The 17,246-nt window shown below is 72.6% G+C and carries 15 protein-coding genes and 1 pseudogene; 5 read left to right on the plus strand and 11 right to left on the minus strand.

Features of this window, described 5'->3' with window-relative positions; all coding sequences use genetic code 11:
* Window positions 1-40: 40 nt before the first annotated feature.
* A complete protein-coding gene (locus AB0K00_RS05425) occupies window positions 41-1,804 on the plus strand; it encodes a VanW family protein (RefSeq protein ID WP_363515717.1) in 1,764 nt (587 codons plus the stop codon).
* Window positions 1,805-1,862: 58 nt separating this feature from the next.
* Here the strand turns inward: AB0K00_RS05425 and AB0K00_RS05430 are convergent, their stop codons facing one another.
* Together AB0K00_RS05430 and AB0K00_RS05435 are read right to left on the minus strand one after the other, a co-directional pair.
* Entirely contained in the window at window positions 1,863-2,576 is a 714-nt protein-coding gene (locus AB0K00_RS05430; protein ID WP_363515720.1) for a VCBS repeat-containing protein, read from the minus strand.
* Window positions 2,577-2,674: 98 nt separating this feature from the next.
* On the minus strand, window positions 2,675-5,095 hold the full coding sequence (locus AB0K00_RS05435) for an FAD-dependent oxidoreductase (RefSeq protein WP_363515723.1): 2,421 nt from the start codon (window positions 5,093-5,095) through the stop codon (window positions 2,675-2,677).
* Between the two features lie 23 nt (window positions 5,096-5,118).
* Here AB0K00_RS05435 and AB0K00_RS05440 point away from each other — a divergent pair, with 23 nt between their 5' ends.
* Together AB0K00_RS05440 and AB0K00_RS05445 are read left to right on the plus strand one after the other, a co-directional pair.
* Complete coding sequence (locus tag AB0K00_RS05440; protein ID WP_363516437.1) at window positions 5,119-6,036, plus strand: FAD-dependent oxidoreductase; 918 nt, start codon at window positions 5,119-5,121, stop codon at window positions 6,034-6,036.
* Window positions 6,037-6,183: 147 nt separating this feature from the next.
* Window positions 6,184-6,477 carry a DUF4193 domain-containing protein gene (locus AB0K00_RS05445; RefSeq protein WP_363516440.1) on the plus strand — a complete coding sequence of 98 codons (294 nt, stop codon included), beginning with the start codon at window positions 6,184-6,186 and terminating at the stop codon, window positions 6,475-6,477.
* A gap of 21 nt (window positions 6,478-6,498) precedes the next feature.
* Here the strand turns inward: AB0K00_RS05445 and AB0K00_RS05450 are convergent, their stop codons facing one another.
* Window positions 6,499-7,410 carry a ribonuclease Z gene (locus AB0K00_RS05450; RefSeq protein WP_363515726.1) on the minus strand — a complete coding sequence of 304 codons (912 nt, stop codon included), beginning with the start codon at window positions 7,408-7,410 and terminating at the stop codon, window positions 6,499-6,501.
* 22 nt (window positions 7,411-7,432) lie between these two features.
* Between AB0K00_RS05450 and AB0K00_RS05455 the strand changes: the two genes are divergently transcribed.
* Window positions 7,433-8,287 (plus strand): patatin-like phospholipase family protein, encoded by an 855-nt coding sequence (locus AB0K00_RS05455; RefSeq protein WP_363515729.1) that lies wholly within the window; start codon window positions 7,433-7,435, stop codon window positions 8,285-8,287.
* Window positions 8,288-8,485: 198 nt separating this feature from the next.
* On the opposite strand, the gene AB0K00_RS05460 is transcribed toward AB0K00_RS05455, so the two are convergent.
* Together AB0K00_RS05460 and AB0K00_RS05465 are read right to left on the minus strand one after the other, a co-directional pair.
* The gene (locus AB0K00_RS05460) at window positions 8,486-8,935 is read right to left on the minus strand and encodes an SMI1/KNR4 family protein (RefSeq protein ID WP_363515732.1); all 450 of its coding nucleotides are present in this window, start codon (window positions 8,933-8,935) and stop codon (window positions 8,486-8,488) included.
* A gap of 262 nt (window positions 8,936-9,197) precedes the next feature.
* Window positions 9,198-10,064, minus strand: a pseudogene (locus tag AB0K00_RS05465) (phosphatase PAP2 family protein); the annotation flags it as partial.
* Between the two features lie 112 nt (window positions 10,065-10,176).
* On the opposite strand from AB0K00_RS05465, the gene AB0K00_RS05470 reads away from it, so the two are divergent.
* The gene (locus tag AB0K00_RS05470; RefSeq protein ID WP_363515735.1) at window positions 10,177-10,449 is read left to right on the plus strand and encodes a hypothetical protein; all 273 of its coding nucleotides are present in this window, start codon (window positions 10,177-10,179) and stop codon (window positions 10,447-10,449) included.
* Here AB0K00_RS05470 and AB0K00_RS05475 read toward each other — a convergent pair.
* The 6 genes from AB0K00_RS05475 to AB0K00_RS05500 all read right to left on the minus strand — a co-directional run bounded on the left by AB0K00_RS05475 (window position 10,413) and on the right by AB0K00_RS05500 (window position 17,196).
* Window positions 10,413-11,858, minus strand: coding sequence for a diguanylate cyclase (locus AB0K00_RS05475; protein WP_363515738.1), 1,446 nt, complete (start codon window positions 11,856-11,858; stop codon window positions 10,413-10,415). The genes AB0K00_RS05470 and AB0K00_RS05475 overlap by 37 nt on opposite strands.
* A 22-nt stretch (window positions 11,859-11,880) precedes the next feature.
* Complete coding sequence (locus AB0K00_RS05480) at window positions 11,881-13,068, minus strand: SLC13 family permease (protein ID WP_363515741.1); 1,188 nt, start codon at window positions 13,066-13,068, stop codon at window positions 11,881-11,883.
* Window positions 13,069-13,318: 250 nt separating this feature from the next.
* Window positions 13,319-14,539, minus strand: a complete 1,221-nt coding sequence (locus AB0K00_RS05485; protein ID WP_363515744.1) for an HDOD domain-containing protein — start codon at window positions 14,537-14,539, stop codon at window positions 13,319-13,321.
* Window positions 14,540-14,545: 6 nt separating this feature from the next.
* The gene (locus AB0K00_RS05490) at window positions 14,546-15,100 is read right to left on the minus strand and encodes a GNAT family N-acetyltransferase (protein WP_363515747.1); all 555 of its coding nucleotides are present in this window, start codon (window positions 15,098-15,100) and stop codon (window positions 14,546-14,548) included.
* A gap of 88 nt (window positions 15,101-15,188) precedes the next feature.
* Entirely contained in the window at window positions 15,189-16,418 is a 1,230-nt protein-coding gene (locus AB0K00_RS05495; RefSeq protein ID WP_363515750.1) for an HDOD domain-containing protein, read from the minus strand.
* Window positions 16,419-16,521: 103 nt separating this feature from the next.
* Complete coding sequence (locus AB0K00_RS05500; RefSeq protein ID WP_363515753.1) at window positions 16,522-17,196, minus strand: GNAT family N-acetyltransferase; 675 nt, start codon at window positions 17,194-17,196, stop codon at window positions 16,522-16,524.
* Window positions 17,197-17,246 lie beyond the last annotated feature (50 nt).

Below are 17,246 nucleotides of genomic sequence, written 5' to 3' on the forward strand. Positions count from 1 at the left end.
CGAGCCAGACAGACGGTACAAATCGGGCATGGTTTGTTGTATGGCAACGGACCTGCTGTCCCGACTGCGCCGGTTGGCTCCCACCGCGCCGCAGGAGCGTCCCGTCGTGCCGCCCATCGTGCGGCGCGCCCGGGCCCGCCGCCGGCGACGGCTCACCGCGACCGTGACCCTGCTGGTCGTGGTACCCCTCGTCACGGCGGTCAGCACGTACGCCAAGGACGTCGACCGTGGCGTGCACGTCCTCGGCGTCGACCTCGGCGGGCACTCCCGCGCCGACGCGGTGCGGCTGCTGCGCGACAACCTGCGGCAGCGGATCACCACCCCGGTGCCGGTCCGCGTCGGCACGGCCACGGCCAGCGTCGACCCGGCCGCCGCGGGCCTGACCCTGGACGTCGAGGCGACCGTCGAGCGGGCCGTCGCCGCCACGCCGGGACCGTTCGCGTGGCTGCACGGCGGGATCACCGTCGAGCCGGTCGTGCACGCCGACCCGACCCGCCTGTACGAGGCGCTGATGACCCACCTCGGCACCCAGGGCGACGCCCCGGTCCTGCCCGCGGTCCGCTTCGACAAGCAGCATCCGGTCGCCGTGTACCCGGTCAGCGGCCGCGGCCTCGACCGCCGCACGGTCGGCGCGATCATGGAGTCGGGCTGGCTGCGGCGCGGCACCGTCGACTTCCCCGTCGTGGACCTGGTGCCGCGCAGCACCAAGGCCGACGTCGACCGCCTGCTGACCGGGCTTGCCACGCCCGCCGTCGCGGCGCCGCTGGTCCTCGTCACCCCGCGCGGTGAGGTGACCGTCCCCGTTCCCGCCATCGCGGCGGCGTTGAAACTGGAGTCCGACGCCGACGGCCTCGTCCAGCCGTCCCTCGACGCGGCCGCCCTGCGCAAGGCGGTGCCGTCCCTGGCCAAGGTCGAGCTCGACGCGACCGACGCGACGTTCACCGTCGAACAGGACCGCCCGGTCGTCAAGCCCCAGGTCGACGGCCAGCAGGCCGACCTGGTGGCCGGCACCCCGGCGATCCTGGCCGCGCTGCGGACCTCGGCCACCCCGCGCCGCGTCGAGGTCGGCCTCACCGCGAAACCGGCCGCCGTGTCCTCGACCCAGCTCGGCGCCCTCGGCATCCGGGAGAAGCTGTCGACCTTCACCACGAAGTTCGTCGCCGGCCAGTCCCGCGTCGTCAACATCCGCACGATGGCCGAGGCCCTGCGCGGCGCCGTGGTCCGGCCAGACCAGACGTTCTCCCTCAACGGCCACGTCGGCCAGCGCACCCACGCCAAGGGCTACGTCGACGCCCCCGGCATCGAGGACGGAAAGATCAAGAACTCGCCCGGCGGCGGCGTGTCGCAGGTCGCCACGACGCTGTTCAACGCCGTCTTCTACGCCGGCCTGCAGGACGTCGAGCACCGCCCGCACACGTACTGGTTCGACCGCTACCCCTCGGTCATCGAGGCGACCGTGGTGTACCCGTCGCTCGACCTGCGGTTCCGCAACGACTCCCCGAACGGCGTCCTCATCGACACCGCCACCACCGACACGTCGGTCACCGTGACCCTGTACGGCACGAAGCGCTGGGACGTCACCGCCGAGTACGGCCCGCGCACGAAGACCGTCCAGCCGGCGACCACGTACCTGCGCGAACCGGACTGCAACCCGACCGACGGCCTGCCCGGCTTCACCCAGGAAGCGTTCCGCGTCTTCAAGCAGGACGGCAAGGAGATCCGCCGCGAGCGCTTCGCCTGGCGCTACGACCCGGAGCCCCACTTCATCTGCGGCCCCGCGCCGGCCGCGCCCGCCGGCGGCTGAGCGGCGCGGAGGGCGCCCCGCCGGGAAAGCGGGACGCCCTGTGCGCAGCGGTGCGGGTCTACCAGCCGTTGCCGATCTGCACCGGCGTCGCGGTGGAGTAGCCGCGCTTGGACTGGCCGGGGTAGAGCCACAGGAGGCCGCCGGCGTCGCGGGCGACGATGTCCTGGTGGCCGTCGCGGTCCCAGTCGGCCACGCCGGCGTAGGTGAACGGGGTCCAGCCGTTGCCGATCTGCACCGGCGTCGCCGTGGAGTACCCGCGCTTCGACTGACCCGGGTAGAGCCACAGCTTCCCGCCGGGGCCTTCCGCCACGATGTCCTGGTGGCCGTCGCGGTCCCAGTCGGCGATCCCGGCGAAGGTGAAGCCGCTCCAGCCGTTGCCGATCTGCACCGGCGTCGTGGTGGAGTAGCCGCGTTTCGACTGGCCGGGGTAGAGCCACAGCAGGCCGCCGCCGTCGCGGGCGACGATGTCCTGGTGGCCGTCGCGGTCCCAGTCGGCCACGCCGGCGTAGGTGAACGGGGTCCAGCCGTTGCCGATCTGCACCGGGGTCGCGGTGGAGTAGCCGCGTTTCGACTGGCCCGGGTACAGCCACAGCTTCCCGCCGGCGCCCTCGGCCACGACGTCCTGGTGGCCGTCGTGGTCCCAGTCGCGCAGGCCGGCGAAGGTGAACGTGCCCGCCGCCTGCGCCGGTGCCGCAGCCGTCATGGCGAGCCCGACGCCGAGCACCACGGCGGTGATCGCGACCCGGTGGAACTTCGAAGTGGTGATGCGCATGGTCCTTGCCCCCGTTGCCTGGGGCCGCCCGTCGCGGCCCGACATCAACTGAGAGTAGGAACACAACTACGGAATGTAACCCTGTCGTCGGGTAGCTGTCAGACGCGGACCCGGGCGCTCGTCGGGTCGTACAGCGGCCGCAGCGATGCCCTGATCGGGTATTCGCGGTCGGCGACCACCACCGACAGGGCGCCGCCGTCCAGCCAGCCCTGGTCCAGCACATCTGCGCCCGCGTCGAGGAACGCCAGGCCGACCGCGCCGCCGAGGGTGTGACCGTAGGAGGCCGCGCGGACGTAGCCGACGTCGCGGCCGTCGCGGCGGACGACCTCGCCGTGGAACAGCAGCGCCGACGGGTCCGTGACCAGGATCTGCACCAGCCGCTTCGACAGGGGTCCCGCGTCGCGCCGGGCGAGGACCGCGTCGCGGCCGATGAACGACGGCTTGTCGAACGCGACCGCGAACCCCAGCCCGGCCGACAGCGGGTCGTCGGTGTTGTCGATGTCGTGGCCGTAGTCGCGGTACCCCTTCTCCAGCCGCAGGCTGGCGAGGGCCTTCAGCCCGGCGTGGCGCAGCCCGACGGCGGCGCCGACGGCCACGAGGCGGTCGTAGACGTGCACCGCCTGCTCGACCGGCACGTAGAGCTCGTAGCCCAGCTCGCCGACGTACGTGATGCGCAGGCACAGCACCCGCGCGTAGCCGATCTCGAGCTCCCGGGCGCCGCGGAACGGCATCGTCACGTCGGAGTCGCTGACGGCGGACAACAGCTCGCGCGACAGCGGGCCCTGCACGTTGAGCTGCGCCCACGCCGACGTGACGTCGGTGACGAACGCGTGGTGGTCCGCGGTGTGCCGCTGCAGCCGGGCCAGGACGTGCCGGTGCGCGGTGTCGGAGGCCACCACCCAGAACCGGTCCTCACCCAGCTCGGTGACGGTCAGGTCGGCCTCGATGGTGCCGCGCTCGTTGAGCCACTGCGTGTAGGTGACCAGCCCGCCGGAGATCCGGTTCGCCGACAGCCGCTCCAGCACGGCACCCGCGTCGCGGCCCTGGACGAGGAACTTGGCCATGAACGACATGTCCATGACCGCGACGCCCTCGCGCACCGCCCGGTGCTCGGACTCCCACTGCGGGAACCACTCCGGCCGGGACCAGGACGCCTCCGGTACCCCCGGGAACTGGTACACGTCCGGCATCTCCCACCCGGACACGTCGCGCAGGTGCGGTTTCAGCCCGGCCAGACGCTCGTGCAGCGGTGAGCGGCGGGCGTCCCGCGCGGACTGCATCGCCCGGTGTGGGTAGTGGGTCTGGTAGACCATGCCGAGCGCCTCGACGGTGCGCTCCGAGCGGTACCGCAGGTTGCGCTGGTACGGCTGCAACCGGTCGATGTGCATCCCGGTCACATCGACATCCGGCTCCCCGTCGGCGATCCAGTGCGCCAGGGCGCGGCCGATCCCGCCGCCGGTGAGGATGCCGATCGAGTTGAGGCCGGCGGCGACGAAGTACCCGCGCAGCTCCGGGGACTCACCGAAGATCGGCGCCAGGTCGGGGGTGAAGCTCTCCGGTCCGCAGAAGAACGTCCGCACGCCGGCGTTCGCGGTGACCGGGATGCGACCCATCGCCGCCTCCAGGTACGGCGCCATCCGGTCCCAGTCCGGCGGCAGCGTCCCGAACGAGAAGTCCTCCGGCACCCGGTCGACCGACCACGGCGCCGCCTGCCCCTCGAACAGGCCGACCATGAGCCCGCCGCCCTCCTCGCGGAAGTACCCGTAGGAGCCGGGGTCCTCCAGCACCGGCAGGCCGGCGTGCACCCCGTCGATCGGCTCGGTGATCAGGTAGTAGTGCTCGGCGGCCTGCAGCGGGATGCTGACGCCGGCCTCCTCGCCGAGCTGCCGGGCCCACATCCCGGCGCAGTTGACCACGGTCTCCGCCTCGATGTCCCCGAACGGGGTCCGCACGCCGGTCACCGTCCCGCGCGAGCGGAGCACCCCGGTCACCGCGACGCCCTCGAGGATCCGCACGCCGCGCTGCCGGGCGCCCTTCGCCAGGGACATGGTCACGTCGACCGGGTTGGCCCGGCCGTCCTCGGCGACGTAGAACCCGGCGAGGACGTCGTCGACCCGGGCGAGGGGGAACAGGTCGAGGACCTCCTTCGGGGAGATCTCGTGCACGTCGACGCCGAGGTGCCGGTTGAACGCGGCAACCCGCCGGTACTCCTCCAGGCGGCCGGTGTCGGCGGCGACCTCGATGAACCCGCACTGCCGCAGCCCGGTGGACAGGCCGGTCTCCGCCTCGAGCGACGCATACAGGTCGCGGGTGTACTGCCGCATCCGCGTCGAGGTCTCCGACAACGAGCCGAACGTCACCATCAGCCCGGCCGCGTGCCAGGTCGTCCCGGCGGTGAGCCGGTCCCGCTCCAGCAGCAACACGTCGGTGACGCCCTGCTTCGCCAGGTGGTAGGCCACCGACGTGCCGATCACCCCACCGCCGATCACCACGACGCGGGCCCGCTGCGGAATTTCCATCCTGAGAGACTATTCGGATGACGGTGGTCGTGATCGGCGCGGGCGTGGCCGGGCTGGCCTGCGCTGGGGCGCTGCACGACGCGGGCGTGCCGGTCAGGGTCCTGGAGCGGTCCGCGGCGCCCGGCGGCAGGCTCGGCGGCGACGTTCTGGACGGCCGGCCGGTCGACCTCGGCGCCGCCTACTTCACCGTCAGCGACCCCGGGTTCGAGGCCGTGGTGTCGCGCTGGCAGGACGCCGGCCTGGTGCACCCGTGGGTCGGCGATTTCCAGGTGTACGGCGAAAGCCCGCACCCTGCCGGTGCCGGCGCCCCGGTGCGGTGGGCCGCCTCCGGCGGGTTGGCGTCCCTCGCCGTGGAGCTCGCCGAGGGCCTTGATGTCACCTGTGGGGTAGCTGTCAAAGACCTGACAGTTCTGGATGGGACCGTGGTCCTGGCGATGCCCGCCCCGCAGGCGGCGTCGGTGTTTCCGGCCGCGGCGGACCTCGCCGCCGCCCAGGACTGGCAGCCTTCCCTGGCCGTCGCGCTGCGCTACCGCCGCCGCTGCTGGAAGCCGCTGACCGGCGCATTCGTCAACGATCACCCCGTGCTCACCACGCTGTGCGACGACGGGTCGCGGCGCGGCGACGGCGCTCCGGTCCTGGTGGCGCACACCACACCCCGATTTGCGATCGAATCGGCCGCCGCCGACGTTGAGGCGGCCGTGAGGGAACTGCTGGACCTGCCCGAAGCCGCGGTCACCGTGGCCGCGAGGCGCTGGCCGGCGGCCCGCCCCACCCAGCCCTCAGATTCCACGTTTGCGCAGGTGGAGGGCGTGTATCTGGCCGGCGACGGATTCGGGCGGCCCAGGGTGGAGGCGGCCTGGCTGTCCGGCCGCGCGGTTGCCGCCGCCATAGTCGGAAACCAGAATCCCAAAACCCCGCGAACGGCCAGCCGGGCGAGGTAGCCTCGTGGGCGCCAACGCTGTTGATATGTCCACAGTGGACCGATTCGGTCCCGGCGGTATTCATTCATGTCGGTCGGGGAACACATCCGAGGCCGGCGGCGTTCGTTACACAACCACAGTCACCAAGAGAGGGTGAACGCCATGGCCATCAGCACCGACTACGACGCGCCACGCCACCCCGTCGGCACCGACCTCGCCGAGGACAGCCTCGAAGAGCTCACCGCCAGGCGGGCAAACGCCCAGTCGCCGTCCGTTGACGTCGACGACAGCGAAGCCGGTTTCGAGCTGCCCGGAGCGGAGCTTCCCGACGAGGAGCTCACCGTTCCGGTCGTGCCGATGCGGCTGGACGAGTTCCGCTGCTCCAGCTGCTTCCTCGTGCACCACCGCAGCCAGTTCTCCCGCGAGAAGAACGGCGCTCCGGTCTGCCGAGAGTGCGACTGACCCGGTGGGGTCCCTGACCGTTCAGGGGCGGCGGGCCGGCACCCGGATTCGGGTCAGGTCCTCCGCCACCACGACCTCACCATCGAACGCCTTCGCCGCCTCCTCGGCGAAGCGCGTCGGGTCGTCGTACCGCTGCGAGAAGTGGGTGAGCACGAGCGTGCGCACCCCAGACTCGGCCGCGACCCGGGCCGCCTGACCTGCCGTCAGGTGCCCGTGCGCCGCGGCCAGACCGGCGTCGACGTCCAGGTAGGTGGACTCGATCACGAGCAGGTCGGCGCCGGCGGCCAGGGCGAACACGCCCTCGCACAGCCGGGTGTCCATGACGAACGCGAACCGCTGGCCGGGACGTGGCACGCTGACCGCCTCGACGGTCACCGTCCGGCCGTCGACCGTCACGGCGCCGTCGCGCTGCAGGATTCCGACCGCCGGACCGCTCACGCCATGCTGTCCGAGCAGCTCCGGGACCATCCGCCGGCCGTCTGCCTCGACCAGGCGGTAGCCGTACGTGTCGATCCCGTGGTCCAGGCGCCGCGCTTCGAGCGACCATTTCGGACTTGTCGCTATAAATCCGTCGTTGGTGACCGGATCGGGACGGATGTCCGCCGCGTCGTAGAAGACCGACGCGTGCCGGAGCCGGTCGAAGAACACCTGCCCGCTCGCCGGGAAATGCGCGGTCACCGGGTGCGGGGCGCTGTCGAGCGAGATCCGCTGAATCACCCCCGGCAACCCCAGACAATGATCCCCGTGGAAGTGCGTCACACAGATCCGGGTGATGTCGGTCGCCGAGACGCCCGCCAGGGACATCTGCCGCTGGGTCCCGTCGCCCGGGTCGAACAGGATCCCCTCGCCGTCCCAGCTGAGGAAATACCCGTTGTGGTTCCGGGTCCGGGTCGGCACCTGGCTGCTGGTGCCGAGCACCACGAGCTCACGCATTGGCGGACTCTACAGTTGCGACATGGCTGCTGACTCCTCATTTGCGCTCGTCCTCGGCGGCGGTGGCGTCACCGGTGTCGCGTGGGAGACCGGTGTCATTGCCGGCCTCTTCTCCGCGGGTGTCGATCTGACCCGCGCCGAGCTGATCGTCGGAACATCGGCCGGCGCCGTCGTCGCGGCACAGATCACCAGCGGCGTGCCGGTCGAGGAGCTGTACCAGCGCCAGCTGAAGCCGGCCACGGGGGAGATCGCCGCGCACTTCGGGGTCGGGACCATGCTCCGCTATGCGGCCGCCGGCCTGCGCCCGGGAGACGACCGGCATGCGCTGCGGCAGTTGGGGCACGCCGCTCGTACCGCGGACACCCTGCCCGAACAGTCCCGCCGCGACGTCATCGCCGGGCGGCTCCCCAGCCACGACTGGCCGGCGGCCCGGCGCGTGCTCATCACCGCCACCGACGCCGAGACGGGTGAGGAGGTCGTCTTCGACCGGGACGGTGGCGTCGACCTCGTCTCCGCCGTCGCCGCCAGCTGCGCCGTGCCGATCGTCTGGCCGACCGTGACGATCGGCGGCCGCCAGTACATGGACGGCGGGATCCGCTCCTCCGCCAACGCCCACCTCGCCCGCGGCTACGACCGGGTCGTCGTCCTGGCCCCGACGATCACGTCGCTGCGCCGCTCCGGCCGGGTCGCCACCGAACTGGCCGCGCTCGGCCCCGCCGTGCGCTCCGTCGTCGTCACCCCCGACACCGAGGCGAAGACGGCCATCGGCCGCAACGTCCTCGACCCGGCGAAGCGCGCCGCCGCCGCCGAAACCGGCCGCCGCCAGTCCACCACCGTCGTGCAGGCCGTCACCGACACCCTTGCCGGCAAGGCGTAGCAGCGCTGCAATAACCGGGCGGACAGCTTCGCGGCGGCCGTTGACGACGCAGTCGACGTCGAGGAGCCAGACGCAGGGCGTGCTCCGGCTGGTCCTAGCGGCGCCTGACCAGCACGACGGTCAGCACGATCACCCCGACGACGACCACGGTGCACAGGCCGCAGGTGACGAGCAGGTGCCACGGCTTCAACGCGCCCATCAGTGCCCGCTCCCGTCGGTGTACCAGTCGTCGCCGTCGGCGGTCAGGATGCGCCGCAGGTAGTCGGCGAGGTCGTCGGCGACCTTGCGGCGGGTGTCGGTCTCGTGCTCCCACACGAAGACACCCTCGCCGTGGGCGTCGGTGAGGAAGGCGAACTGGTCGCCGCCGCCGTTGTCGCCGAAGAACAGCAGGCCGTCGAACGGCGCGTACAGCTCGGCGAAGTCCTCGCTGGTCCGGAACGCCTGGTTGTCGGCCAGGATCCGTTCGGCGCTCCAGACCACGTCCAGGTTCAGGTCACCGAGCACGCCGTCGGCCTCGGCCAGCAGCTCCCGCAGCCCCACCGGCAGCCGCTGCCCGAGCGCCTGCTCGAGGTCGTCGAGGGCGGCCCGGTCGGCGGGCGGCGCGAACTCGGCCTCCGGGAACAGCTCGGTGATCAGCTCGATCCACATGCGTCGAACCTTATCCGGGCAGTTTGACGGTCGGGTCTTCCGGGGGAGGGCCGAGCCGTCGCGTGGTCAGCTCCTCGGTGGTGAGGCGGATGGTGACCTGCTCGCCGATCGGATCGCCGGCCGGCGGACCGCCGGCGGGTGGTCCGGAAGGATGGGTGGTGGGCTGGGTGGTGGGGATGGCCAGGGGCACGGTGGGTGGTTCGCCGCCGAAGTCGCCCGCGTCGCGCTCGAGGTCGTCCTCGTCGACGGGCGGCGGGACGACCTGGGGCACGACGCGGTGCGCGGTGGCCAGGACCGAGGCGATCATCAGGCCCGCCGTGCCGGCGATGCCGAGGGCGCCGCCCGCGTAGGCGGCGAAGAGGCGCTTGCGGCTCAGGTCGTCGACGGCGACGTCGAGCGCCTGGTTGGTCAGGTAGAGGGCGAGCCCGGCGCCGGCGAGGAGGCCCAGCGAGATCAGGGCGAGAAAGATGGTGGCGTACGTGCTGGGCGGGCCGTATTCGACGCCGCCGTGGCGGCGCTGGACGACGACGATGAAGAGGCTGGCGGCGGCGGCCCACCCGCCGACGATGAGCAGCGCCGCGACGGCGTCGCTGGGGCGGTGCCAGCCGGCGGACAGCGTCGCGACCCCGGCGAAGGCGGCGAAGGCCGCGGCGATCATGGCCCCGGTGGCGCGCGCCTTCGCCGGCAGCACCAGCACGAACGCGACCGCCACGGACGCGGCGATCGTGGTGTGGCCGCTCGGCAGGCTGTTGCCGACGCCCGCGCGCTCCGGGTCGATGCCGAGCTCGGGGCGGCCGATCAGGGCCTTGACGACCTGGGTCGTCACGTTGGCTCCGGCGATGAGCAGGACCGCGCCGACGGCCAGGGCGACCCGGCGCCGGATGAGGGCGATGAAGCCGACCGCGACCGTGGCGACGGTGAGCGACAGGATCGAGATGCCGTTGAGGACGCGGTCGACGATCGTCTCGACGCGGGCCCGGCCGATGCTGTTGCCGGTGAGGGCGACGTAGTCGAGCAGCTGCCCGTGCTCGGTCTGCACGAAGAACCGCCACACCTCGTTGAAGCCGTAGGCCTCCGCGGCACCGAGCACCAGCAGCCACAGCACCAGCCCGAACGGCCATCCACGCATGGCGAGCAACATAGCCGATCCGCGTTTCCAGCAAACCTCGCCAGTGACCGGTATGCGTGGGGGCGCACCGATCGGGGTAGATGGTCGTTGCTGTCCACGAGGAGGAGGCGGGATGATCACCAGGGTGCGACCGGTCGGGGTGCTGGTCGGCTACGCGGTCGAGGCCGTCGACGGTCCGGTGGGCACGATTCACCGTGGCACGTATGACACCGGCCGCCTGGTCGTGACGTCCGGCTCCGGCTCCGGCTCCATTGACGGTGCCGGGGACGGCGCCGGTCTTGGTGACGGGGTGCAGGTGACGGTGCCGGTCGACGCCGTGCAGCGCATCGACCACCGGCGGCGGACCGTCTACCTCGGGGTGAGCCGGGCGTCCGTGGCTGGCTGAGCGACCTCGACCCTGTCCCGGCCGGCGCGTTTCGCCGTGTACAGCGCCGCGTCCGCGCGGGCCACCAGCTCGTCGGAGGTCTCCACGCCGTTCCACTGGGCGAGGCCGGCGGAGAACGTCTGCCCGAGCGGGGTCGCCGCCATCAGCCGCCGCAGCACCTGCAGCGACTCGCCGGTGTCGGCGCCGGGCAGCAGCGCGATGAACTCCTCGCCGCCGTAGCGGGCCAGGTGGTCGGTGCCGCGCAGCTGCTCCGACCAGGCCGCGGCGGCGGACTTCAGCAGCCGGTCGCCGGCCGGGTGGCCGTATTCGTCGTTGAAGCGCTTGAAATGGTCGAGGTCGAGCATGGCGACCGCCAGCCCGGCGCCGTCGCGGCGGGCCCGCTCGACGGCGGCGGGCAGCTCGGAGCCCCAGGCGCGGCGGTTGGGCAGGCCGGTGAGCTCGTCGGTGCGGGACAGCTCGCGGACCCGGGCGGTCTGCGCCTCCAGCTGCCGCAGCAGCTGCGCCATGCGGATCACCACCAGCAGGAACAGCACGATCGAGCAGATCGCGATCGGCAGCGCGTCGGTGACCTCGCCGGCGGCGATCTGGCCGAGCAGCAGCAGCGGCGCCATCAGCGAGGCGAGCGTCAGCAGGACGAGCAGGCCGGGCCCGAGCTTCGGCGGCGCACCCGCGGACTCGCCGATCTGGGCGGCGGAGCGGTGCAGTCCGGCGTACCCGAACAGCACGTACGCGAGGAGGTACACCGCCCCGAGGAGGCGGTGCGCAGCGGGGCCGGGCTCCACGCCGACGGTGTTGTACACGGCCCAGGTGACGTCGCCGACCAGGAACAGGCAGGCGGAGGCGCCGATCAGCCGGTACGCGGTGCTGCGGGTGCCGCCGCCGAGCAGGAGCCGCGCCAGCATCGCCAGGAGCAGCACGTCGCCGACCGGGTACGCCACGCCGGCCAGGTGCGCCAAGGGCGACAGGCCGGCCTCGGTGATCGCCGGGCGGATCATGAACACCCAGGCGAGCAGCCCGAGGCCGGTGGTGACGGTGGTGGCGTCGACGAGGGCACCCCAGTCGTGGCCCTCGGACCGGCGGCGGATGAGCAGGACCAGGCCGGCGGCCAGGGCCGGGTAGAGCGACAGGTAGCCCAGGTCCGCCCAGCCGGGAGCCTCGTATTCGTTGTTGACGTGCAGGTTGTACGCCTCGACGAGGATGCCGGTCACGTTGCCGCCGATCCCGGCCGCGAATGCCAGCCAGGCGGCCCGTCCGGCGCCGCGGTGCCGCAGCGCACCCGTGACGACGGCCGCCACGGCCAGATATCCGGTCAGCACCTGCACCGCGACCTGCCACGAGCTGCCGTCGGGCACCAGGAAGGACAGCGCGACACAGGTCCCTGCGGCCACCAGGTACCCCCGGAGCATCATGCCACTTAGCGTAACCCTCCGATTACAGTAGTAGGGCTGCGGTGGCGAGTGCCGTTCCGGCGATCGCGACCACGGCCCCGCCGAGCAGGAACCGCACCGGCGGTACCTGCACGTCGCCGGCCCGGCACCGCTCCCACCACAGCAGCGTCGCCAGGGACGCCCACGGCGCCGCGAGGGGCCCGACGTTGACCCCGATGAGCAGCGCGAGCAGCTGGGTGCGGTGCCCTTCCCCGATGCCGCCCTCGCCCGCGATGTACGCCGGCAGGTTGTTGACGACGTTCGCGAGTCCCAGGCCGGTCGCCGCGGCCCGGAACGCCCCGGCGGCACCGGCGCCTGCACTTGTGCCTGTGCTTTCGCCTGCGCCGATCAGCGTGCCCGCGAACCGGTCGAGGCCGTGCGCGCCGAGCGTCTCGACGACCAGGAACATCCCGGTCACGAACACCAGCAGCCGCCACGGCAGCAGCCCTGGGCGCAGCGCCCCGCGGTCCCGCACCGTGAACGCGCCGATGAGGGCGACCGCGGCCACCCCCGACGCCAGCCACAGCGGCACCTCGAACAGCACCCCGGCCACGAAGACCAGGCACGCGCCCAGGGCCACCCGGAACAGCGCCAGGTCCCGCGGTCGATGTGGCGCAGCCGGGGTGAACCGTCGGGCGGTGCGCCGCCAGTACACCACCCATAACGCGACCGCCGTGACACTGATCGCGGCCAGTTGCGGCAGCCACATCTGTCCCGCGAACGCGACCGGCCCCAGCCCGACGTGCCCCGCGGCGAGGAGGTTCGTCAGGTTGGACACGGGCAGCAGCAGGCTCGCCGTGTTCGCCAGCCACACCGTCGTCACCGCGAGGGGCAGCGGCGGCAGGCCCAGCCGCCGGGCCAGGGCCAGCATGACCGGGGTGAGCAGCACCGCGGTCGTGTCAAGGTTGAGGATCATGGTGGTCACCGCCGCGAACGCGACGCAGACCCCGAACAGCGCCACGGTCCGCCCCCGGGCGAGCACCGCCAGCCGGTCGGCGAGCACGTCGAACACCTCGGCCCGCGCGGTCAGCTCCGCCAGGACGATCACCGCGCCGAGGAACGCCAGCAGCGGCGCGATGCGCCGCACCGTGCCCTCCGCCTCAGCCACCGGCAGCAGCCCCGCCGCGACCGCGACCCCACCGGCGACGAACAACCCGATCCCGACCCAGTCCAACGCGTGCAGCCGCCTCATCGCGGTTGATCTTCGCACTGTTGCCACCACCCCGCACCTCAGACGGAGGCCCCACTGCGCCGGCGTAGACTACCGACCGTGTCGGCGCCGAATACAGTTCGGAGATCAATTAGGCCGGCAGGTGTACCGTGCTTGGGAAAGCAGCCGGCCACGCAGGGCCGACGTCCGCTCGCATTCGACGGCGAGACGTGTTCGACGTAGGCCGCCGTTTGACTGCTGCGGCCGAGGTGGCTCGACGGCGGGGGTGAGGTCAGCTCCGGCGGGCGGTGGAGTCCTCGGTGTCGGGTTCGGCGAGCGACGCGTTCGTCCAGCGCAGCGCGGCCAGCATGTGGTCGGCCAGGTCCGGCACCACCGCGACCGGGGCGTCGCGCTGGTAGGTGCGGACCTCGGTCAGCACCGCGCCGAGCTGCCCCCGGCCGTGCACGACGGCCTCGGTGACGTCCTCGGTGAGCGGCAGCTGGTCGGTGAGCTCGCTGGCGGGCCGGCCGAGCAGGTCGCCGATCGCCGACAGCAGGCCGACGGTGAACGCCGCCGGCCCGGACTCGCCGCGTCGCTCCGCGACCGTCTGGCACATGCGGGCCCGCACGACCGCGTCGGTGAGCTGCGCCTCGTCGCCGTCGGCGAGGTCCGCGACCATCATCAGCGTTGCCCATTGCCGCACCTGCGGGATGCCCAGCATCACCACGGCCTGGAAGATCGACGATACCGGCTGCGGCAGGCCGTTGGAGGCGGCGTTGACGCCGCGCAGGACGCGGACCGCGAGTGCTGGGTCGCGTTCGATGGTGTCCACGGCGCGTTCGAGGTCCACCTCGTCGGCGGCGAGTTCGGCGAGCAGCCGCATGCGGGCCAGCCGCGTCGGGCTCAGGGTGTGTGTGGTGATGAGGTGCGGGCGGCTCAGCACGTGGCCCTGGAACAGCTGGAACTGCAGCTGGCGGGCCAGCTCCAGCAGCTCGTGGGTCTCGACCCGCTGGGCGACGAGCCGGATCCGAGGGTACCGGCGGCACTGCCCGGCGATCGCGCTGATCGCCGCGCGGTCGCCGGCGAGCATGTTGACCTTGACGTAGTGGGCGTACGGCAGCAGCCTGGCCCGTGACGCGTCGCCGGCGAAGTCGTCCACGGCGACGCGGTGGCCCTGTTCGACGAGCCGGGCGACACCGTCGAGGACCTCGTCGTCGACCGCTACGTCGGCCATCAGTTCCAGACCGACCGATCCCGGCGGGAACGGCAGCGGCAGCTGCCCGACGACGAACTCGCGGGTCAGGTTGATGAAGCAGCGCCGGTCGCCGACGAGCTCGGTGATCCCGAACGCCGTGAACGCCTCCACGATGACCCGGCTCGTCGCGGCGCTGTCCCGGACGGTGGCGTGCATGGCCTCAGGGCCGTCCCGGAACAGCAGCTCGTACGCGGCGACGTGGCCGTGCTTGTCGTAGAGCGCCTGCCGGCCGATGTGTACGGGTCGCGTGCTGTCCACGTTGGCCTATCGGCAGACAGCGCCTCCGGTGAAGGATCGGTTGCCACCGAGTTGCAGCTCGACCCGCACCAGCGGGCCGTCGAAGGTGAACGCCGCATCGTCGAAGACGGCGCGGACGAGGCGCAGGACGGGGCGGTTGCCGGCCAGGACGGAGGCCTCGGCGGTGCGTACGCCGGCCGCGGCCGCCTGCCGTGCCGCGGCCCGCAGCAGCGACGCGCCGACACCGCGCCGGTGCATGGCGTCGACGACCTCGACGGACAGTTCGGCGTGGCCGGGCCGGACCTGGACCATCCGCACCATACCGACCGGCTGACGGTCCACGCCGACGCCGACGCCGACGCCGACGCCGGCTCCGGCTCCGGCTCCGACTCCGGGCCCGAGCTCGGCGACGAGTGCGACATGAGTGCTGTCGACGTGCGCGAGGGCCTGCCGGTACGTGCCGGTGAGCCGCGGCACGGGCGCGTGGAACCGCAGGTAGCGGCTGTGGTCGGACAGCCCGGCGAAGATCCGGTCGATGACGGACAGCTCGCCGGGACGCAGCTCTCGGATACGCCAGTTCATGCCGGTGCACACGCGCCGCGGGCCCGCCCCCGGCGGCCGGTGTCGGCTAGCCGTTACGTGCCGCCCGTCACGACGTCGCAGGGACAAGTCACGACGTCGCGGGACGCGAACGTGGGGGGATGATGTGGCCGGTGTAGGCCACCGCGTCCAGGTACGCCCGGGTGGTCTCCTCCACCGGCAGCGGCGCGGCGAGGAGCATCGGCAGGTCGGAGGCCTCGTACGCGGCGACGAGAGACAGCAGCTCGCCGAGCGGCCCGGCGCCCTCGACGAGGGCCTCGGTCACCTCGTGGCTCAGCGACAGGCGCGTCGCCAGCTCCGCGGCGCCCTGGCCGAGCAGCTCCGCGACGGCGGAGATCAGCCCGACGGTGAACGCCGGCTCCGGCGGCACCGCCATCCGCTCGGCGATGTTCTGGCACATGCGGGCCCGGGTGATCGCGCCGGACAGCTGCGAAGCGCCCGGGTCGTCGAGGTCGCTGACGAGCATCAGCGTGGCCCAGTCGCGGAGCCGATCGACGCCGAGCAGCAGGATCGCCTCGTGGACCGAGGACACCTTCACCGGCAGCCCGAGCGCGTCGGCGTTCGCGGCCGCCATGAGCCGCAGGCTCAGCGCCGGGTCGCTGGTGACGAGGCCGACGACCCGGTTCAGCGGGATGCCCGGGCCGACGAGGAGGCTGAGCAGCTCGACCCGGGCCAGGCGGGACGGTGACAGCGCGGTCGCGGAGACGACCTGCGGGCGGCCCAGCACGTACCCCTGGAACAGGTCGAATCCGAGCGCCCTGGTGTGTTCCAGTTGCTCGGGGGTCTCCAGCCGCTCCGCGATCAGGGTGAGGTTGGGGTACTTGCGGCAGCGTTCCACGGTCGCAATGAGCTCGTCGGGTGGCGTCTCCAGCACGTCGATCTTCACGTAGGTGGCCAGGTCGAGCAGCGGCTCGTGACCCAGGCCGAACACGTAGTCGTCCAGCGCGATGCGGTACCCCTGCGCGACCAGCCCCGCGACCGACGCCACCACCACGTCGTCGATCGTGACGGTCTCGAGGACCTCCAGGACGACCTGCTCGTGGTCGAACGGCAGCGGCAGGTCGCCGACCAGGAACTCGCGGGTCAGGTTGACGAAGCACAGCCCGCGCCCGCACAGCGGCTCGATGCCGATCTCGGTGAAGGCGGTGATGAGCACGCGGCTGGTGGCATATGCGCCGCGCTCGTCGGCCTCCACCGCCCCGGCGTCGCCTCGGAAGAGCAGTTCATAGCCGTGGACGTCGCCGTGCCGGTCGAAGATCGGCTGACGTCCGACGTGCACCGCGCCGGAAGGGGGGAACATACCGCACACATCGACTCCGGCGGCGCGACAATGACCCTTTGCCGCGGAAAAGTTGCCCGTGGCCGTCACGGCCCCGGCCGCGTCGCGCCGCCACGGCGAACGGTCAGGCCGCGCCGGCCATCGCGTGGATCTTCCAGCCCAGGTCCGGGAAGCCGGCCGCGTCGGCGACCCGGCCGCTGGCGATGTTGGCCGGGTCGTGCAGGTAGACGGCGACCGCGCCGCCGGCCACGATCCGCCGGGCCGCCCGCGCGACCAGCCGCCGGGCCAGCCCTTGCCCGCGGGCCCGTTCGTCCGTCCCGACGGAGATCTCGATCCCCGACACGTCGTGCGGCTTCAGTCCGACGCCGGCCAGGTAGGCGCCGTCCTCGTCCCGCGCGATGAGGACCTCGCCGGGAAAGGGCCGCAGCCAGTCCGGGATGCCCGGCCCGTCCGACGGCTCCCAGGCCCCGGCATCCGGCAGCGCGGCCGGTGCCTGCGACCACCGGAACACGCCGGTGAAGAAGACCTGCTCGGGCCGCCGCAGCAGGACCGGCAGCCGGGCCGCCAGGACCTCGGCCGCGGCGCCGGCGTCCAGCCCCGCGATCAGGCCGGCGACCGCGTCACGGTGCGCGGGCGGCACGGACAGCACCCCGCGCCCGTCGGCGTCGGTGACCCCGAGCGCCAGCTGCTCGGCGCCGTCCCAGCGGGGCTTGTCCCGGGCCGGGTGCCCGACGACCGCGATCCCCGCACCGGGTGGAGGCCACGCGCCGAGCCAGACCTGCAGGAACCTCGTCAGCACGAAAGCCTCCGCGGAGAGATCGAGAGCCCAGCCAGTACCACATCCTAGGC

Origin of the sequence: Dactylosporangium sp. NPDC049525 (assembly GCF_040676755.1) — a bacterium.
In the GTDB taxonomy this organism is placed as follows: Bacteria; Actinomycetota; Actinomycetes; order Mycobacteriales; family Micromonosporaceae; genus Dactylosporangium.